Here is a 20,148-nt window from a genome sequence, read left to right on the forward strand (position 1 = left end):
AAAAAAGGGAAAAGTGATGAGTCAGTCGGAGTGCGGGAAGTCTGAATTAGAGAAAAAACTCGCTAAAATAGAAGCCACATTAGGATTAGAGCCAATCCAAGATGCGATATTGGATGCGATTAATGTTTACCCAGTGAAGTCTATCACCGGTATTGAGTTGTCATCAGCATGGGTTGAAAAACAAGGTCTAAGTTTTGATCGTCGCTTTATGGTGGCCGATTCGACTGGCCGTATGGTGACGGCACGCGAACATCATCAAATGGTGAGAGTAAAAGCAGCGTTGCATCCAAACGGTTTGGTACTGACTTATCCAGAAGCGAAAGAACCATTAGTGCTGCGTTTTGAAGAATTCGATATGGCAGAAGTGGAGTGCACCGTTTGGTCGGACACTTTTACCTCTTATAGTACCCATGAAAAAGCCAATCAATGGTTTAGCTTTATTATTGGCAAACCGGTTCAACTACTGTTTACTGGTGAGCAATCCAATCGTCATCGTGAAAAAATTCAAACCAATGTCAGCTTTGCCGATGGCTATCCATTATTGCTGATCAGCCAAGCTTCTCTTAATGAATTAAATGAACGTGGCCCAGTGCAACATTCGATGGCACAATTTCGTCCTAGCATTGTGGTTTCTGATACCGAAGCGTTTGCTGAAGATGGCTGGAAACGCATTCGAATTGGCGAAGTCGAGTTTGAAATCGTCAAACCTTGCATGCGTTGCGTGTTGACGACGGTGAACCCAAAAACAGCCATGCGCAGCGAAAAGAACGAGCCGCTTAATACCTTATCTCAATTCCGTGCTGATGAAACTGGCGGCATTTTCTTTGGTCAAAATGTAGTGGCAAAAAATGAAGGCATGATCCGCGCCGGTGATGTGGTTGAAGTACTGGAAACCAAACAAAAAGAATTCTATGCCGATACCAGCCAAGATGTCGTTGAAGTAGAGCCAGTAAAAAAAGTGACCATTAGTATTGATGGCAATTTATTTGAAGGGGATAACCAATCGACTTTACTCGAGCAAGCTGAAAAAGCGGGAGTTCCCGTTGCTAATAGTTGTCGTTCTGGCTTTTGTGGTAGCTGTAAAATGACATTGGAATCTGGCAAGGTCGATCAACCAGACATGCCAGCATTATTTCCCGGCGAAATTGACGAAGGCAAAGTATTAGCATGTTGCTGTGTACCGAAGTCCGATGTTGAGCTAGTAAGCTAATTGTTCGTTCCCGGTTTTATACTCAAGTGAGAGGTTTATGACCCAACCAGATATTAAGTTTATCGCCTCCGATATGGATGGCACCTTGCTGGATGAAAATAGCCAGCTAGACCCTAAGTTTTATGAAATTTACGAAAAGTTAGAAGCCAACGGAATTATGTTTGCCGCCGCTTCTGGCCGCCAGTATTACAGCCTAGTGGAAACCTTTGCTCCACTAAAAGATCGTATGTTTTTTATTGCTGAAAACGGCACCTTAGTGATGCATAAAGGGCAAGAGTTGTATAGCTGCACTATCGAACGTTCTGAAGTGGAAGCGATTGTTCAAGTTGCCAGAAGCATTGACGGTGTGCACCTAGTGTTATGTGGGAAACGTTCCGCTTATACTGAAACGCAAGATCCACAAGCCTTAAAAGAATTCGCTAAATATTACCACCGTCGTGAATCCGTAGAAGATGTTTTAACCGTAGACGATGATTTTATCAAAGTCGCGATTTGTCATTTTGATGGCACGGAAGAATTAGTATTACCCACTATCGATAAGCATTTTGGTGACACTCATCAGGTGGTCGTTAGCGGTAAAATTTGGCTGGATGTGATGAATGCCAAAGCATCAAAAGGCGCAGCCATTCAGCACCTACAAAAGACACTCGGTTTTAGTTATGAACAAACCATGAGTTTTGGAGACTACTTCAACGACGTTGAGATGCTGCAACAAAGTTATTACTCATATGCGGTTGAAAATGCTCATGAAGGCATTAAAAAATATGCTCGTTTTACTGCTCCAAGTAATAGAGAGGCTGGGGTAATACAAGTGATCGAAGGCTTAGTTAGATAGCAACGATTAAATTCCTTAAGCATAGGAAAATCCCCAACTCATGTTAAATGAATTGGGGATTGATACTTAAGTTACTTTACTTGTGTAGGTTAACTTAAAGTAGACTATTTAAGATCAAAGCGATCCAGTTCCATTACTTTAGTCCATGTTTTCACAAAGTCTTTAACGAACTTCTCTTTGGCATCATTTGATGCGTATACTTCAGCAATCGCACGAAGTTGAGAGTTTGAACCGAATACTAGATCAGCGCGAGTAGCTTGCCACTTGGTTTCACCAGTCTTACGGTCTGTACCTTGGTAGATTTCCTTCTCATCGCCAACGGCTTTCCATTCAGTGCCCATATCTAGCAGATTAACAAAGAAGTCATTGCTTAATGTTTCTTTCTTATCCGTAAACACACCGTAGTCAGTTTGCTGGTGGTTAGTGCCTAACATACGTAGACCGCCAACAAGTACTGTCATTTCTGGTGCCGTTAGTGTTAGTAGCTGTGCTTTATCGACTAATAAGAACTCGGCTGGCGCTTTTGTCTTACCGCTGTTGTAGTTACGGAAACCATCAGTCAGTGGTTTTAGGTATTCAAAAGAATCCACTTCAGTTTGCTCTTGGGTTGCATCAGCACGGCCAGGAGTAAATGGTACTTCAACATCAAAGCCTGCATTTTTAGCGGCTTGCTCAACGGCTACGTTACCTGCTAATACAATTAAGTCTGCAATAGAGACCTCTTTGTCACCCGATTGAGCTTGGTTGAACTCTGCTTGGATTGTTTCTAGTGTCGCAATCACTTTCGCTGTTTGTTGTGGTTGGTTTGCTTCCCAATCTTTTTGTGGAGCAAGACGAATACGCGCACCATTCACACCACCACGCATATCTGATCCACGGAAAGTGGAAGCAGCAGCCCATGCAGTTGAGGCAAGCTCCGATATGGATAAGCCAGAATCCAGAATGTTCTTCTTCAATTCAGCTTGGTCAGATTTATCAATCAGAGGGTGTTTGACCTCTGGAATTGGATCTTGCCAAATTAAATCTTCAGCCGGTACTTCTTGACCTAGGTATCGAGCTTTTGGTCCCATATCGCGGTGAGTCAATTTGAACCAAGCACGAGCAAAAGCTTCTTGGAACTCAAGAGGATTTTTTAGGAATCGACGTGAGATTTTTTCATATTCAGGATCAAAACGTAGTGATAAATCCGTCGTTAGCATAGTGGGTTTATGCTTCTTACCGGCTTCAAATGCATCTGGTACACTGTCATCATCCGTTTTTGCAACCCACTGCCAAGCGCCTGCTGGGCTCTTCACTAAATCCCACTCATAGTTGAATAAATTTTCTAGGAAGTAGTAGCTCCATTTCGTTGGGGTTTGTGTCCACGTAACTTCAAGGCCAGAACCAATCGCATCGCCTGCTTTACCTGTACCGAATTGGTTATGCCAGCCTAAACCTTGTTGTTCAATATCAGCCGCTTCTGGATCGGCACCAACATTGGCCGCATCACCTGCACCGTGAGTTTTACCGAATGTGTGACCACCCGCAATCAGAGCAACCGTTTCTTCATCATTCATTGCCATACGAGCAAAGGTATCGCGAATATCTTGTGCGGCAAGGAGTGGATCTGGCTTGCCACCTGGGCCTTCTGGATTGACGTAGATTAAGCCCATTTGTACTGCCGCTAGAGGATCATCTAACTCACGGTCGCCAGAGTAACGTTGGTCATCGGTTAACCATTCGGTTTCTTTACCCCAATAAACATCTTGCTCTGGTTCCCAAACATCTTTACGACCACCTGCAAAACCGTAAGTTTTGAAGCCCATAGACTCTAGAGCCACGTTACCCGTTAGGATGAATAAATCAGCCCATGAGATTTTTTTGCCGTATTTTTGTTTAATAGGCCAAATTAAGCGGCGCGCTTTATCTAGGTTCACGTTATCTGGCCAACTGTTTAGTGGCGCGAAACGTTGTTGACCAGTACCGCCGCCACCGCGACCATCTTGTACACGGTAAGTGCCTGCACTGTGCCACGCCATACGAATAAATAGAGGACCATAATGGCCGAAATCGGCTGGCCACCAATCTTGAGAATCGGTCATTAAATCATGCAAATCTTTCTTAACGGCTTTAAGGTCAAGGCTTAGAAATTCTTTTTCGTAGTCAAAATCTGGGTCCATTGGGTCAGATTTTTGTCCTTGTTGATGAAGAACGGAAAGGTCAAGTTGATTTGGCCACCAATCCTTGTTTTGAGTACCGGTAGCAGCAGTATTACCGCTATTATTTACATTATTGTTATTATTTGCACTGTTGCTATTGTGGAAAGGGCATTTCGATTCACTAGACATAAGGTGTCTCCCTGTCGATTTGAATTATGGTTGCGTTCAATTCAAGTTACGCTTGATCGTGATTCGTTACCAATCGGAATTACCGATATCACATATAGGAAATTTCATATAGATGCAGAGGTGTTATCCTAATCTTATAAGATAGTGCATGAGTGATCTTCTATATACCCAAGTCACTTCAAGATGCAGAATTCAGAGCTATCATCCAATCCTTTATTGCCGTGAGATAAAAGAGTGGCATAACTAATTACATAAAACCGAGCATTGCTCTTATCTTGAAAAAATAGTCTAAAACCTTAAACAGCTTAGGCATAAATTAGTTACAATAAGACATCTATTTAACGTTTTGAGATATTCGATGCCATTTTCTACATTGGAATTAAGCCCTTCCATCCTGCAAGCGGTTGCTGATCAAGGTTATGAAAAACCAACAGAAATTCAACGCAAAGCCATTCCTATCATCCTTGATGGAAAAAACTTAATTGCCGCGGCGCAAACCGGTACGGGTAAAACGGCCAGTTTTGTCTTGCCAATATTGCAGCGATTAAGCGGTGGTCAAACTCAACGTAAAAAGCGTATTCGAGCCTTAATTCTAGTCCCTACTCGTGAACTTGCTATTCAAGTGAATGAAAATATTCAAGCTTATAGCAAACACCTTAATTTAACCTCGTTAGCCATGTACGGTGGTGTTGACTACGCACCACAGAAACAAGCATTAATTGATGGGGTTGATATTTTGGTCGCCACTCCAGGTCGTTTGATTGATTTATACGGCCAACATTCTGTACATTTTGATGAAGTTGAAATGTTAGTGCTAGATGAAGCCGACCGCATGTTAGACATGGGGTTTATTGAAGACATTAATAAGATTTTAGCGCGCCTACCGGAAAACATTCAGTACCTATTATTCTCGGCAACCTTGTCTAATCCAGTTCGAGAATTAGCCCGCACGGCAATAAGCGATCCTGAAGAAATCGTGATCGCCAAGCATCAAGCCTCGAAAGACTCAATCAACCAGTACTTAATAACGGTTGATAAAGATAAAAAGTCAGCCTTATTGAGCCACTTATTGACAGAGCGAGATTGGTCTCAAGTGTTGATTTTTATTGGCACAAAACATGGCGCGGCGAAGTTGGTTTCTCAATTAGAAAAACGTGGCATTGCAGCAGAGGCAATTCACAGTGGCCGCAATCAAGCTTCTCGTGATCGCGTATTAGATGAATTTAAGCAAGGCAAAGTGAAGTATTTGGTGGCAACGGGCGTTGCAGCGCGCGGGATTGATATTGAAGGCCTGCCTTGCGTGATTAACTATGATTTGCCGTATCCGGCGGATGAATACGTGCATCGCATTGGTCGAACTGGTCGTGCTGGTGCTCAAGGTGAAGCGGTGGGTTTATTGTCGAAAGATGACTTTAAGAACTTATGTATGATCGAAAGTCGATTAGGGCATTTGATTGAACGTCGCGTAATTGAAGGCTTTGAACCTAGAAAACCGGTGCCAATTTCTATTTTAAATTATGTGCCTAAGCATAAGCGCGAAAGGCAAGAATAATAGAAAACCTGTCATCCTGAATAGCGACGAAGGAGCGTGGTTCAGGATCTCCTACCGCACGTTACTCATTCAATTAGGCTGTCATCCTCGAGGAGCCTAGGCGACATCGGGGATCGATTAATCATGTGTTGTAGACTTAATGGCAATAATGATTCGGTATGCTGTGAGTAGATCCCTGCTCTCGCTAATGCTCGGCTGGGATGACAAGATAAGGTAATGTTCGGCTGGGATGACAAGATAAGCTAATGCTTGGCTGGGATGGCAGGATAAGCTAATGTTCGGCCTAATTGAAATGACATTCCACCGTCATCCTCGAGGAGCCTAGGCGACATCGGGGATCGATTAATCATGTGTTGTAGACTTAATGGTAATAATGATTCGGTATGCTGTGAGTAGATCCCTGCTCTCGCTAATGCTCGGCCTAATTGAAATGACATTCCACCGTCATCCTCGAGGAGCCTAGGCGACATCGGGGATCGATTAATCATGTGTTGTAGACTTAATGGTAATAATGATTCGGTATACTGTGAGTAGATCCCTGCTCTCGCTAATGCTCGGCCTAATTGAAATGACATTCCACCGTCATCCTCGAGGAGCCTAGGCGACATCGGGGATCGATTAATCATGTGTTGTAGACTTAATGGCAATAATGATTCGGTATGCTGTGAGTAGATCCCTGCTCTCGCTAATGCTCGGCTGGGATGACAAGATAAGGTAATGCTCGGCTGGGATGACAGGGGTTATTTAGGCTCTTCCGGTTGATAGGGGCGTATTATCATCATTCGAAATCCTGTGAATTAAACCTTGCCACTCTCGCTTCAATCATAGTGCAGTTGGTGGCTGCCATGAGCTCATTTAACGTGATATCCGGTTGTTGAGCGATCAGTGATGCTAATTGTTCTGCTTTTGATTCCGACTTATCGTTGAGAGCAAGTAAACCTGTATTTAGATTACTGATTAAATAATCAAATCCTTGGCTTTGTTCAGCTTGTAGTGCGGTGAGTAGATGGGCTAAGTTCGCTGAGTTGCCAGTGATTTGCCAATTACGCGAGCGACGAATGCGTTTTAACTCACATTGATATTGTGCGGCGATGGCTTTTGCGTATTTGCAGTTTTCTCCGCCGATGCGATGTATCAACGAAGGGAGGGCAATACAGGGAAGTTCGGACTGAGTTTTCTTATTCGCCATCGGATTCGCTTATTGTGTTTGTATTATGCTGAGTTTGGCAGCAGCTTGTAGATAGACTACCTCCCCAACGCTCATATCCATATTATTTTCCGCCAACGTTTCCTATCTGAAACCTCAGTGTAACTTAAGGTTTATTGAATTGGTTAATAGATTAATGACATTCTGTCGTCATATAAGCTTTTAAAGCCTGATTAAACACATTGATCTTTTGTTGTAAGTATTTGCGATGGCTATAAACCGCATTGATAGGGTAGGCACCAAAATCATAGTTGGGTAGTAATATTTGTAGCCGTCCTGATTCAATAAAAGGATCAACCGCAAAGTCTGGGCTAATGGTAAAAACATTGGCATGAACCGCTAGATAAGCCGAGGCAAGAGCATTGTTCACCGAGACGGAATGTTGGATTGGAAAGCTAAAAGTTTCACCAGCTTTGTAGCACTGTCTCAGTTTGGAGCTTTTATTATTACTGTCATACACCGCTGGTAGGTTGGAAAGATCTTGCGGCGTTTTTGGCTCGCCGAAATGTTCAATAAATGCCTTGGATGCACAGACTTTAAGTGACATGTGACCAACCGGAACGGCAATGAGGTCAGAATCAGGTAGATGACCGATTCTAATCGCTAAATCGTAGCCTTCTGATACCAGATCAACAAAGCGATCATTGAGCACCACATCAATATTAATATCCGGATGCGTTTGAATAAATTGCGCAATAAACGGCATGAGGACACATTCGCCAAAAGTGGTTGGCGCGCTAATGCGTAGTCGCCCACCAATCTGTTGCTGATCGCGCCTTAAGCCTACTTCTACCATCGAAATATCATCGAGTATCCGTTTCGCTTGTTCGTAATAGGCTTTACCTGCACCCGTCAGTTGTAATCCGCGTGTTGAGCGCTGAATCAACCGAACTTCTAAGAGGGTTTCAAGCTGAGTGATATGAGTACTCATCAAGGATTTTGTCTTGCCTAAATGCTGTGCAGCAGCGGTGTAGGAACCTTTTTCAGCCACATGAACGAAGCTGTTCATTAAATTGAGTTTATCCATGTTGCTCAATCCTTGCGATTACACTGTAAAATATTATTGAACAATGTGTTCATTATTAACGATATTGTCAAATAAACGCAACAGGCGCAAACTTCATTCCATCAGATTATGAATGAGTAATGGAGGAGAGAAAGTGAAATTAGCACCGGTAATGTTTGTTGGTCACGGCTCTCCAATGTTTGCCATTGAGCAAAGCCATGCACGTGATTTACTTGAACAACATCAATCAGTATTTGATGAAGTCAAGGCGATAGTTGTCGTTTCTGCGCACTGGGTTACTAATGGTTTTACAGGCGTAACGTCAGATAAATCGCCGCAAACCATTCATGATTTCGGAGGCTTTCCAACGGAGTTATATCAATTGGAATACCCAGCTCAAGGATCGCCTGAATTGGCTAATGCGATTCATCGTTTACTTGAGAGGGAAGGGTTTCAGGTTCAGCAACAAGCTCAGCGCGGGTTAGACCATGGTGTTTGGGTACCGTTGATGCATTTGGTGCCAAACGCGAATATTCCAGTCATTCAAGTTTCTATTAATTCGCATGCATCTGGTGACGATATATATCACTTAGGCAAGCAGTTAGGTTGTTTACGTGAGCAAGGTATCGCAGTGATAGGATCGGGCTCGATTACTCACAATTTACGTGATTCCGTCGTCGATTCAAAGCAAGCGGCGGATTATGTGGTGGAGTTTGAACAATGGGTTCGCTTTCAAATGACAGAACGTCGTGCGCAATCATTACTTAATGCGCCAAATTTGCAACCGAACTTTTTTCGAGCCCATCCAACCCATGAGCATTATCTACCATTGTTAGTGGCGCTAGGCGCGAGTAACAGTCGTGATGAGTTTTCAGTGATTAAAGGTGGGATCCAGCATCACGCTTTATCAATGGAATCCTATTTGTGGCAATAAGTTTTATACCCAAGTCACTTGGGTCTATTTAACACATTTTATTTTTAAGGAATTTTTCATGTCAGTTTTACAACGAATTTTACACTCTCAAGCAAGCCTAGCGCCTTTAATGTTACGAGTGCCTATTGGTATCATTTTGATGGCGCATGGCTCACAAAAATTATTCGGTTGGTTTGGCGGTGGTGGCCTTTCCGGTACTGGTCAATTTATGGCGTCACTAGGCTTAAACCCTGGTGAACTCATGGCATTCTTAGCGGGCTCTGGCGAGTTTTTCGGTGGCTTATTCTTATTGCTTGGTTTGTTCACTCGCCCTGCAGCCATTGTGGTTGCGTTTACTATGGTAGTAGCAATAGTCAGCGTACACTTACCGAATGGCTTGTTCTTGGCAAATGGTGGCTACGAGTTCGGACTAGCATTATTAGCAATGGCGGTATCGCTAGCGGTATCGGGCTCTGGTTGTTTCGGCGTCGATAAATTACTTGCTGATAAATTCAAAGGCCAGTCATAACAGAATAATATGTGGTGATTTGTCACATAAAGAAGAATGCTCAGTGTAATAACTGGGCATTTTTTATGTTTACAATATTGTCGATAATCAAAGAAAGCGTACAATAGATCAATCTAATCATAGTCTGAGCAGTAAAATGGAAATTACTCAAGCATTACAACAAATCCAACCTTCTTATATTCGTGAAATTTTAATGGACGCTCAAGCGGAAGGCGTCATTTCTTTGGCTGGTGGATTACCAGATGGCAATACTTTTCCAATAGCCTTAATGGATGAATCGTTAACCTCATTACCGCAAAAACCGGCTTTATTTCAATATGGTCAAACGGCCGGTTATGGCCCACTACTTGATTATTTCCGTACGCAATTTCAACTTCCTGAACATCATGAATCGCTAGTTTGTACGGGTTCTCAACAAGCGCTGGATTTAATCGCGCGTGCGTTTGTTAATCCAAATGACAAAGTCGTGATGGAAGCGCCAAGCTACCTAGGGGCGTTGCAAGTATTTGGTTTAGCACAAGCGAATGTGATCAGCGTGTCACAACAAGCAGATGGCCCAAACCTTGTTGAACTGGAAGCGTGTTTTGCTGAACAAGCGCCAAAATTATTTTATGCAGTGCCAGATTTTCATAACCCGACCGGCGTATCGTGGAGCTTAGACGTTCGTCAAAAAGTGGCGCGATTGTGTCAACAATATAATGTGACGCTGGTGGAAGATGTGCCATATCGTGAGTTACGTTTTATGGGTGAGATGTTGCCTCTTGTGTCTAGTTTCTGCCCTGAAAGTGCATTAGTATTGCGTTCTTATTCTAAAATTGCCGCACCAGGGATGCGAATGGGCGTAGTCACCGGTAAAGCTGAATGGATTGCACCGCTTGTAAAAGTGAAGCAATGCGCTGATTTGCATTCAAGCATTCCAATGCAAGCGGTGTTGCTTGATTTGTTAAATCATCAAGATTTTCCAGCCCACTTAGAAACGTTGCGTAAAATTTATCAAGAACGTTACTTGTGTTTAGCAGAACAACTCACCGCTAAATTGCCACAAGGTTGCCACTTTAATCCGGTAGAAGGTGGCATGTTTATTTGGTTAACCTTACCAGAATGCGATGATTTTGCTTTGGCGAAAGCGGCATTGAAAAACAAAGTGGCTGTAGTACCAAGTTCGGTATTTTATAAACAAGGTGAAAAAGTGACACCAGCACTTCGTTTGAACTTTACTAATGCGACGGTAGAAGAATTAGTGGTGGCGGTTGATCGCTTAGTAGCGGTAATTCAAGCAGAGTGTCAATAAAATTTAGATTGAATCGTCCACTATGATTTCAAATTGAAAGCCAAGAATTGAGTAACGTTCTTGGCTTTTTTTATTTTGTATGCAAATTCGATATAGAAAATCATTAACCAAAATGTATCATTTCAGAGATGAAAAATGATATTATTATTGAATTAAGTCGTGTTTTTATTCAGACTTGTTGTGCTGTGATAGATGTCACAATAAAATGTAATGAAACCATTGATTTTATTAATAAAAGTTGTGTAATTATTGAGCGATAATTGACTGATTTTACCCACTTACCACCGTGTCATTATTCACTTTGATCATGGTTTCAGTAGGGGTGGTTAAAAACAGTTTTTTTGTAACATTACACCGTTTAAAACATTGTGAATGCACTGCCGTTACTGTTTGTTATTGAAACACTAGCGCGCCCAATGTCGATAAATTTACAGGGCCTCCTATGTAGGCCTTGGGCGGTAGCGTGCCTAAAAGGTAGCAACAAGCTGTTGAGGTTAAAAAAAGTGAGTTTTTGTATGGGCCTATTGGGCCTATAAAGAATGATAGTGTTTTAAATTAAGGTTTTGTTGTCAGTTCAATGACAATGAGATGGATTTTATAAATTGGATGATACGCGAATGAAATATTTAGTGACCGGGGCAGCCGGATTTATTGGCAGTGCGGTTGTTGAGCGCTTAACTGAACAAGGTCATGAAGTTATCGGGGTAGATAACATTAATGATTATTATGATATCAACTTAAAGTACGCACGTTTAGACCGCATTAAGCATCCTCTTTTTACCTTCCTTAAATTAGATATCGCGGATAGAGAGGCTATTCCTGAATTGTTTACCAAAGAGCAATTTGACCGCGTTATTCATCTAGCTGCACAAGCCGGTGTGCGTTATTCATTAGATAACCCACTAGCATACGCGGATAGTAACCTTATTGGACACCTAAACATTTTAGAAGGGTGTCGACATAATAAAGTTGGTCATCTTGTTTATGCATCTTCAAGCTCAGTCTATGGCCTAAATGGTAAAGTGCCTTTTAGTACCGATGATTCGGTTGACCACCCTATCTCTTTATACGCTGCAACCAAAAAATCTAATGAGTTGATGGCGCACACTTATTCCCACCTTTATGATGTTCCAACCACCGGATTACGCTTTTTTACTGTGTATGGTCCATGGGGACGTCCCGATATGGCGCTATTGAAATTCACCCATAAGATCGTAAAAGGCGAGACCATTGATATCTACAACAATGGTGACATGAGCCGTGATTTCACCTACATCGACGATATTGTAGAAGGTGTGATCCGAATCCAAGATGTAGTTCCAACGAAGAATAAAGATTGGACAGTTGAAGAAGGTTCTCCAGCAACCAGTTCTGCGCCTTATGCAGTTTATAATATTGGTAATGGTCAGCCTGTCCAGTTAATGGATTACATCAAAGCATTAGAAGAGTCACTTGGTATTGAGGCGAAGAAAAACTTCATGCCTATGCAGCCTGGTGATGTTTACCAAACTTATGCCGATACCAGTGCATTGTTTGACGCGACAGGTTATCAACCTAAAGTGGATGTGAAAGAAGGTGTGAGTGAGTTTGTGGAGTGGTTTAGAGAGTTTTATTAAGGTATGAAATGAAAAATTTAGTGTCAAGTATTGTAGATTATAATGGTAGCTAAAGACTACCCAAGGATGGTTCTAATACAAGCGTTCGATTATATTGAATGAGGTCTAAAGTCGCGGTCAATTATCATTGAACATTACAAACTATATTTACTTGTTGTTCATATAGAGATCAGTATCATGGAAAATTCCTATGTTCAAAAAATTAGCACTAATATGAATTGAAATTAAGTAATTAATAGTGTGGGCTCTTCATTTTAAAAATACAGTTGGTTTATAATCGGTAAATGAATGTTAAAAAAAAATAAAAAAGAACTTCTATCAAATGTTCTTAGCCTAGGAGCAATTGACTTTCTGGGCATGTTGATACCTATTATAACTATGCCAATTATCACAAGAGCTATTGGTTTAGAGTTGTATGGACAATACCTTTTATTTGTAACAATGCTTACATTTGGTCATACAATCATTGATTATGGTGTCCAATATTCAGGTGTTAGAGTGGCTGCAAAAAATAGAGCAAATAAATTATCTTTAGAAACAGCTTATGCTGATTATCAAGGGTTGCGGTTTGTTTTATCTGGAGTGTTCTTTTTATTTTCCTCGTTATATGTTGTAAATGTATTTAACTCTATATGGTATTTGATCCCTCTTTTTCTTTATATTTTTGGATATCTTCTGACTTCCGCTTGGTTTTTCCAAGGAGCAGCACTAACCAAATATCTATCGATTGCATCGATTTCTAATAAGATCCTACTTCTTATAGCAATTGTTGTTTTTATAAAAAGTAAAGATGATTTCTTCCTTCTTGTACTTTTCACAACCACTCCCATCTTTATTACCTCTATATTATTGCTGTTTTTTCTGAGAAGTCGCTATCAGATTAAATTGTTTTCTTTAAATAATATCAAAAGAACAGTTAATGATGGATTAAGCGTATTCATTGGTTTATTAGTCCCCAATTTATATAATGCTATTCCACTAATGTTATTAGGTAATTATGCGGACAAGTTAGAATTTGCGAACTTTGCAATATCATTAAAAGTATGTGGTGTGATATTTATGTTGCAAAATGTTGTCGCGAAATCAATATATCCAATTACCTCAAGAAACAAAAATGGATTTAAACCTACTCTTTTTTTGAATTTATTAATCGTCATTCCTTGTGTGTTAATATTGTTTTTCTTTGGTTCCGACCTGATCAAATTTATTCTAGGTGTGAGCTTAGAGAGTGATATATATATAAAAGTAATTTCAACTAGCTTGATCTTTGTTGCAATCTCGAACTCCTTTAGTGTTGGTTATTTTTTGCCTAATAACCTAGATGTTGAATATCGAAATATAGCGATTAAAACATCGATACTGTCAGCTGTAATCGTATTTTTTCTCATCTATAAATTTTCGGTTATAGGTTGTGCTTTAGGATTGCTTACTGCTAGAGCAATTTTGTTTTTTAATTATACATTGAGCTATAAAAGAATTTATAATGAAAAGTTATCTTAGAAGATTTAAAACATATAGAAGTCTAGCTTTTGCTAAAAGGTTTATTCTTGCTAACAATTATATTCCAAAAATTTCTAGACCTAAAACTTATAACGAGAAAGTTCTTCATAGAAAAAAATACTCAAATGCATCTAAGTTCTCGCAGTATGCGGATAAAATTCTTGTAAAAGATCACGTTGAAAAGTTAGTTAGCTCTAAAATTGTTATCCCAACATTATATACGGGAGAAAGCATCAGTGTTGATTTGACTAATGATCTTTTAAAAAAGCATAAAGGTTTAGTCCTTAAAGCAAACCATAACTCAGGGCCTGTTTATGTCATTGATGATAAAATAAGTCAAAATAAGCTTGCTTCAATAGTTGAAGATCTAAATAGTCAATTAAAAGGAGATTATGGAGCGACTAAAGGAGAAACGTGGTATAGCCAAATTGAACCTAAGATCTTAATCGAAGAGCGTCTCTATGATGAAAATGGAGCGAATGATTTAAAAGACTTTAAATTTCATGTCTTTAAACAAAATTCTGGAGAGGCAAAAGTTGTATTGCATGTGGATTTTGATAGAAATACCAATCATACACGCTCATTTTTTGACGAACACCTGAATTGGCTGCCATTTTCTCTAGAGAAACCTTGCATTCATACTGACCTTAAAAAGCCTAATAATTTTGAAGAGATGGTAGTAATTGCTAGGAAGCTAGCAGAACCTTTCTCATATGCTCGAGTTGACCTATATAATGTTAGTGGAAAAATATACTTTGGGGAAATGACATTTGCTCATGGTTCTGGATGTGAAAAATTCTCTTCAATACATTATGACAAGTGGTTAGGCAGTTTATGGGTGTTTGATGATAATGATGAATATTTTTACTAGTCTTATACATAGTTGTGATGAAACTTGGGTAAATATGTGAATATATATATTGTATTTTCTTTATCGCTTTCCTTAATTGCGTTACTTCATGTGAAGTCTAAAGAATATAAGAAGCTGAACGAGTTATATGTAGTTTCTTTCATGTTTCTTTTTTCGATGGTTGTCGGGGTATCTTCCATCATGGGGTGGAGAGAAATCACGCACATGAAAGGAGGTATTGATACAATTGTATACCAAGAAATATTCAATGTTTTACTGAATAAGGATATATCTAGTGTTAATGAGCAAAGAATAGAATTTGGCTATGCTCTATTAATGTGGTTGAGTAAATCTATAGTCGATAATTTTAATTTTTTTCTATTTATTTTTTCAGTATCCATATTGACATTGTATCTTAAGATATGCAATTTAATGACTAAAAATGTTTTTTCAATCGTATCTTACTTTGCTATAAGCTTATTTGTGATAGATAGCTTTAATATCAGTAGGATGATATTAAGTGTTTTTATATTATTCTTTATAATCCCAGAGCTTAGAAAGGAAAATTATTTAAGAGCTATTCTAATAGTACTATTATCTACTTCTATTCAAATGACTGGGTTGTGGGGATTAGTGATAATATTTTATTATTACTTTATGTACTCTCTGACCAATAAAAAAACAATACGTTTTCTAATGTTTTTGTTGGGTAGTGTTCTTTCATATGGAATGGTATTTGTTTTTAAAGCGATGCTTATGAAAGTTGGTTATAGCCACTATGTTGATGATGAGGGTGGTGCATCATATTTAAACTACATATATCTGTCTGTAATTCTCTTCATTTCGTTTGTTTTTAAATTTGATAAGTTTGTAGATGAAACTAATGCAATGGTTGTTCTTCGAATACTTCCTTCTATGTTTTTTATAATTCCATTGTATACTGCAATTCCCATCGCATACAGGTTTAATCTTTTTTATATTTTACTTTTCTTTTTTATTCTTCCTGATCTATGTAAGTTCGGTGTTTTGAACGTTAAAAAGCTTAAACTTTATTATTTTCCATTTATATTTATTCCTTTATTATATGCAGGTTTGAAATTTTTCTCTTATTTCCAAACAAGTGTTAACTCTGCGTTGCTTTGGAATGTTTCTAACTCTTGGTATTTGTTCTAAATGCACTACTATCTTATTATTAATTCTCTTATCGGTGGTGGCACAGAAAAGGTATGCTGCCAAATATCTTCAAGGCTATCTCAAGATAAAAATGATGTTACTATTTTTGTTTTAGATGATGAAGGATCTTCTTATGAGGTGTCTGATAAAGTAAAAATTGTTTACCTAGGCAAAACGAGTACATTAAAAAGCTTTTGGAAGTTGAAAAAAGTTTTAAAAGACATCAATGGACATTCTGTTTTAATATTTAATCATGAGCTCAGTTTAGTAGCTCTCCTAATAAAGAAATTATTTAAATATAATGTAAAAATCATTAGCAGAATAAATAATACACTTAGCGTAACAATCAAACATAAAAGCAAAAAGTATCAATACGTAGTCAGTCCGTTGATGAAGGCCTTTTATCGATATATCGACGGCTATATATTCCAGTCTACTGGTATACAAAAGGACATGGATGATAATTATTCTGTTAATGAAAGATATGTTGTCATTAATAATCCAATAGATCGTTTTAAAAGTGACGTCGACAAAGAAGTTAAAAAAGAAAATTATATTTTGTATGTGGGAAGATTAGTAAAGCAGAAGAACGTTAAAGATACGATAAAAGCATTTTCCTTGTTCTTAAATACATTCCCTGATTATAATTTGGTCATAGTAGGCGATGGACCAGAAAAAGAAAGTTTAATGCAACTTTCGAGAAAACTTGGGATAGAGAGTAATGTTTCATTTGCTGGCCATCAAAAAAATACTAAACCTTATTATGAAAATGCAAAATTAACAGTTTTATCTTCATTCAATGAAGGGTTCCCTAATGTATTGTTGGAATCTATATTATATAGAACGCCTATAGTTTCTTATGATTGTCCAAGCGGTCCGAGAGACATAATTAATGATCATAATGGTATATTAGTTGAATATCTATCAGTAGAAAAGTTAGCAGAAGCGATGTCTTTTTGTATCAATAAGTCTTGGAACTATAACGATATATATCATACGACCGAGAAATACTCATTAGAGAAAATTACGAGTCAATATGAAAAATTCATAAAGAGTATTTAATTTAATGAAAAAAATTATTTTTATAGAAAGTTATTATAAGGGACTTTACGGAGCTCCAAAAAGTATGTTGGAGCTAGCTTCTGGATTAAATAGTAAAGAATATTTGGATGTTAGTTTAGTTACATCTAAAAACGGCCCGTTAGCTCAGAAGTCCAATGATTTAGGAATAAATTCATTTGTTCTTCCTGTTCCTGAACTGTTGTTAAAACCGAGAAGTAAATTTAAACTTTACCAAAAGGTTGTATATCCTTTTCTGCTAATATATTTATGGATTAAGCAACTTTTTAATATTAACTTGATTGGAAAGTCTGATTATATATGTGTGAATGACATTCGCAGCTTTCTATTCTACCTTCCTGTTATTTTTGTTTTAAGGGATAGAGTTTCTTGGTATGTAAGGATAAATGACCGAGTTAAGTTTATATCGTCAATCGCTGCAGCCCTTTCAAATAAGATAATTCTTATATCTAGTGACTGTAGTGATGTTCTGTCAGAAAATGAAAAGCAGCGATATCAAAAAAAGCTAACTATTTTGAATACAGGATTTAATTTTAAAATATTGGACTATAGCGCAGTCGAAGAAATAAAAGGAACAATAGAAAAATATAATAAAGTTTATATTACAGTTGGAAGTATTTGTATAAGGAAAAATCAGCTAGATATTGTAAGAGCTTTTGGTAAAGTCTACAAAGATGGTGATGTATTACTTATGATCGGAAGTCCACCTACTGAAATTGACATTAAGTATCAGGACGAGGTGTTAAATTTAATAAACGATTCTGGGCTAAAAGATAATGTAATAATAGTCCCATATACTCCTTTTGTTAATGAATACTTGTCTTTATCTGACGTTTTTTTATTCGCTAGTCACAAAGAAGGACTACCTAGAGTCGTTATAGAGGCACTTAATGCAGGGTGCTTTGTTTGCTCTTCTCTAGTTGATGGAATTAATGATGTATTAGTTAACGAGGGTATTGGCTTAATTACGAAAACAAAAGCCAGTGATGACACTTTTGTTGATGAGTTTACTTCAAATATTCTATCGATTGATGATGATGTGTTGTCTTGTCGTAATCAAAGAACTCAATATGTGAAAGATAAATTTGATTACGATGGTTTCGTAAATGGCTTTGAAAATATAATGAAGAATATGGATGATTTGAGTAATGAATCTGAAAAAAGAATTAAAGAATATAACTAGAGATGTTCTTAGATTGGTTATTACTCCCAATGTTTATAATAAAATTAGATTTGTTATAACTCATAAGTATTATCCAGACTTTATATCTCCTAGTACATTTTCAGAAAAAGTATTTGCTCGAAAGTTAGATTCACAATCATTAAGCTTCTCTCGTTATGTTGATAAGTATACTGTGAGAAAATACGTCGAAGATACTATTGGTAAAGAACATTTAATTCCTTTAATTGCTAAAACAACTCATGTAACGCCTGATTTCTTTCACAAAGCACCTGATAAGTTTGTTATCAAAACGAGTAATGGAGGTGGTGGTGAGAATGTTAAAGTAGTACTTGATAAGTCAAAATTAACAGATTTAAATGCATTATCAGCACAATTCAATCGTTACCTAAAAGTAAAAATAGGACAAAAGATTGATGAAAATTTCTATGATCTTGAAACGCCTCAAGTACTCATGGAAGAGTTATTAATGCATAAAGATGGTTCTCTGCCATCCGATTACAAATTGCATATTTTTCAAGGGGACGATAGTAACCAGGAAAAAGTAATAATTCAGGTTGATAGTGACCGGTTTAGTAATCATAAAAGATCACTGTATTCCGAGAATTTAGAAAAGTTAGATTTTGCTATACAACCCAAGTATGAATCAGTTGATGATTCCTACGAGTTTCCAATTAATATGCCTGACGTGGTTTCACTAGCAAAAAAATTAGCGAAACCTTTTAAGTACGTTCGAGTTGATATGTATAACGTCGATGGAAAGGTTTATTTTGGAGAACTAACGTTTTGTCATGGTAGTGGTTGGGAACCACTTTCAAGTAAAGATGCAGATGTCTTATTAGGTAGTTATTGGAAGGAATTTGATAAATGAAATATTTAGTAACTGGCGCAGCGGGTTTTATTGGCGCTAAAACCATTGAAGTGCTTTTGAGTAAAGGTGCGAGTGTTGTTGGTGTAGATAATATTAATGATTACTATGATGTTAATCTTAAAGAAGCTCGACTACTGACGATCAATAATAGTGAGCGATTCGAATTTGTAAAGATGGATCTCTCGGATAGACAAGCTGTAGCTGATTTCTTCGCTAACAACCAGTTTGATTGTGTTATCCACTTAGCAGCTCAAGCTGGTGTGAGATACTCTATAGAAAACCCGATGGCCTATGCGGATTCTAACTTAGTTGGTCACCTAAACATCCTAGAGGGTTGCCGACATTCAAAAGTTAAGCATTTAGTTTACGCATCGTCATCTTCTGTTTATGGCTTGAATCAAAAAACACCTTTTGAAACAAGTGATACGGTTGACCATCCAGTTTCTTTGTATGCAGCGACGAAGAAATCAAATGAGTTAATGGCACATTCATACTCTCACTTGTATGACTTACCGACGACTGGATTGCGGTTCTTCACCGTTTACGGTCCATGGGGTCGTCCTGACATGGCACCTTTTATTTTCACTAAGAAGATATTAGAGGGCGATACAATTGATATAAACAATAATGGCGATATGTGGCGAGACTTCACTTACATTGACGACATTGTTGAAGGTATTGTACGTATTTCTGAGGTTATCCCTCAAAGAAATGACGACTGGACCGTTGAATCCGGTACGCCTGCTTCTAGTTCTGCTCCATATTCTGTTTACAATATCGGTCACGGTAGTCCAGTTAACCTTATGGACTTCATCACGGAAATCGAATCTGCGCTTGGTATTGAAGCGAAAAAGAACTTCCGCGAGATGCAGCCTGGTGATGTGTATAAGACTTATGCTGATACCTCTGATTTATTCGAAGCGACTGGCTATAAACCTCAAGTTGGTCTTAAACAAGGCGTTCAAGCCTTAGTTGATTGGTATCGCGAGTTTTATAAGGTTTAGGTAG

General features: G+C 38.4%; 18 protein-coding genes. 14 read left to right on the forward strand and 4 right to left on the reverse strand.

Annotated features, from left to right (window positions below):
• Positions 1–16 precede the first annotated feature (16 nt).
• Together ACE3G9_RS00485 and ACE3G9_RS00490 are read left to right on the forward strand one after the other, a co-directional pair.
• Positions 17–1,210 carry a YcbX family protein gene (locus tag ACE3G9_RS00485; protein ID WP_449218132.1) on the forward strand — a complete coding sequence of 398 codons (1,194 nt, stop codon included), beginning with the start codon at positions 17–19 and terminating at the stop codon, positions 1,208–1,210.
• Positions 1,211–1,247: 37 nt separating this feature from the next.
• Positions 1,248–2,045, forward strand: a complete 798-nt coding sequence (locus tag ACE3G9_RS00490; RefSeq protein WP_449218133.1) for a Cof-type HAD-IIB family hydrolase — start codon at positions 1,248–1,250, stop codon at positions 2,043–2,045.
• 104 nt (positions 2,046–2,149) lie between these two features.
• Here the strand turns inward: ACE3G9_RS00490 and katG are convergent, their stop codons facing one another.
• Entirely contained in the window at positions 2,150–4,372 is a 2,223-nt protein-coding gene (gene katG, locus ACE3G9_RS00495; protein WP_449218134.1) for a catalase/peroxidase HPI, read from the reverse strand.
• Between the two features lie 358 nt (positions 4,373–4,730).
• Between katG and ACE3G9_RS00500 the strand changes: the two genes are divergently transcribed.
• Positions 4,731–5,924: a DEAD/DEAH box helicase gene (locus tag ACE3G9_RS00500; protein ID WP_449218135.1), complete on the forward strand. Its 1,194-nt coding sequence runs from the start codon at positions 4,731–4,733 to the stop codon at positions 5,922–5,924.
• Between the two features lie 242 nt (positions 5,925–6,166).
• Here the strand turns inward: ACE3G9_RS00500 and ACE3G9_RS00505 are convergent, their stop codons facing one another.
• The 3 genes from ACE3G9_RS00505 to ACE3G9_RS00515 form a co-directional block, all read right to left on the reverse strand.
• Positions 6,167–6,499 carry a hypothetical protein gene (locus ACE3G9_RS00505; protein WP_449218136.1) on the reverse strand — a complete coding sequence of 111 codons (333 nt, stop codon included), beginning with the start codon at positions 6,497–6,499 and terminating at the stop codon, positions 6,167–6,169.
• A 203-nt stretch (positions 6,500–6,702) separates the two neighbouring features.
• Entirely contained in the window at positions 6,703–7,113 is a 411-nt protein-coding gene (locus ACE3G9_RS00510; protein ID WP_449218137.1) for a ribosome recycling factor family protein, read from the reverse strand.
• Between the two features lie 151 nt (positions 7,114–7,264).
• Positions 7,265–8,158, reverse strand: a complete 894-nt coding sequence (locus tag ACE3G9_RS00515) for a LysR family transcriptional regulator (RefSeq protein ID WP_449218138.1) — start codon at positions 8,156–8,158, stop codon at positions 7,265–7,267.
• A 133-nt stretch (positions 8,159–8,291) separates the two neighbouring features.
• Here ACE3G9_RS00515 and ACE3G9_RS00520 point away from each other — a divergent pair, with 133 nt between their 5' ends.
• The 11 genes from ACE3G9_RS00520 to ACE3G9_RS00570 all read left to right on the forward strand — a co-directional run bounded on the left by ACE3G9_RS00520 (position 8,292) and on the right by ACE3G9_RS00570 (position 20,144).
• On the forward strand, positions 8,292–9,071 hold the full coding sequence (locus ACE3G9_RS00520; RefSeq protein ID WP_449218139.1) for a dioxygenase family protein: 780 nt from the start codon (positions 8,292–8,294) through the stop codon (positions 9,069–9,071).
• 58 nt (positions 9,072–9,129) lie between these two features.
• Positions 9,130–9,579, forward strand: a complete 450-nt coding sequence (locus ACE3G9_RS00525) for a DoxX family protein (protein WP_449218140.1) — start codon at positions 9,130–9,132, stop codon at positions 9,577–9,579.
• 136 nt (positions 9,580–9,715) lie between these two features.
• Positions 9,716–10,870 (forward strand): aminotransferase-like domain-containing protein, encoded by a 1,155-nt coding sequence (locus tag ACE3G9_RS00530; RefSeq protein WP_417880921.1) that lies wholly within the window; start codon positions 9,716–9,718, stop codon positions 10,868–10,870.
• Between the two features lie 617 nt (positions 10,871–11,487).
• Positions 11,488–12,486, forward strand: coding sequence for an NAD-dependent epimerase (locus tag ACE3G9_RS00535; protein WP_449218141.1), 999 nt, complete (start codon positions 11,488–11,490; stop codon positions 12,484–12,486).
• 288 nt (positions 12,487–12,774) lie between these two features.
• Complete coding sequence (locus tag ACE3G9_RS00540; protein ID WP_449218142.1) at positions 12,775–13,986, forward strand: oligosaccharide flippase family protein; 1,212 nt, start codon at positions 12,775–12,777, stop codon at positions 13,984–13,986.
• Positions 13,970–14,857, forward strand: a complete 888-nt coding sequence (locus ACE3G9_RS00545; protein ID WP_449218143.1) for an ATP-grasp fold amidoligase family protein — start codon at positions 13,970–13,972, stop codon at positions 14,855–14,857. Before ACE3G9_RS00540 ends, ACE3G9_RS00545 begins: the two co-directional genes overlap by 17 nt.
• A gap of 36 nt (positions 14,858–14,893) precedes the next feature.
• On the forward strand, positions 14,894–16,009 hold the full coding sequence (locus tag ACE3G9_RS00550) for an EpsG family protein (protein ID WP_449218144.1): 1,116 nt from the start codon (positions 14,894–14,896) through the stop codon (positions 16,007–16,009).
• The gene (locus tag ACE3G9_RS00555; RefSeq protein ID WP_449218145.1) at positions 16,010–17,071 is read left to right on the forward strand and encodes a glycosyltransferase; all 1,062 of its coding nucleotides are present in this window, start codon (positions 16,010–16,012) and stop codon (positions 17,069–17,071) included. It begins immediately after the preceding gene.
• Between the two features lie 4 nt (positions 17,072–17,075).
• Positions 17,076–18,272 (forward strand): glycosyltransferase family 4 protein, encoded by a 1,197-nt coding sequence (locus tag ACE3G9_RS00560; protein ID WP_449218146.1) that lies wholly within the window; start codon positions 17,076–17,078, stop codon positions 18,270–18,272.
• Entirely contained in the window at positions 18,238–19,140 is a 903-nt protein-coding gene (locus ACE3G9_RS00565; protein ID WP_025768342.1) for an ATP-grasp fold amidoligase family protein, read from the forward strand. Before ACE3G9_RS00560 ends, ACE3G9_RS00565 begins: the two co-directional genes overlap by 35 nt.
• Positions 19,137–20,144: an NAD-dependent epimerase gene (locus tag ACE3G9_RS00570; protein WP_005384851.1), complete on the forward strand. Its 1,008-nt coding sequence runs from the start codon at positions 19,137–19,139 to the stop codon at positions 20,142–20,144. The genes ACE3G9_RS00565 and ACE3G9_RS00570 overlap by 4 nt, the downstream gene beginning before the upstream one ends.
• The last annotated feature ends 4 nt before the right edge of the window (positions 20,145–20,148 follow it).

This window comes from Vibrio sp. E150_018 (assembly GCF_053544035.1).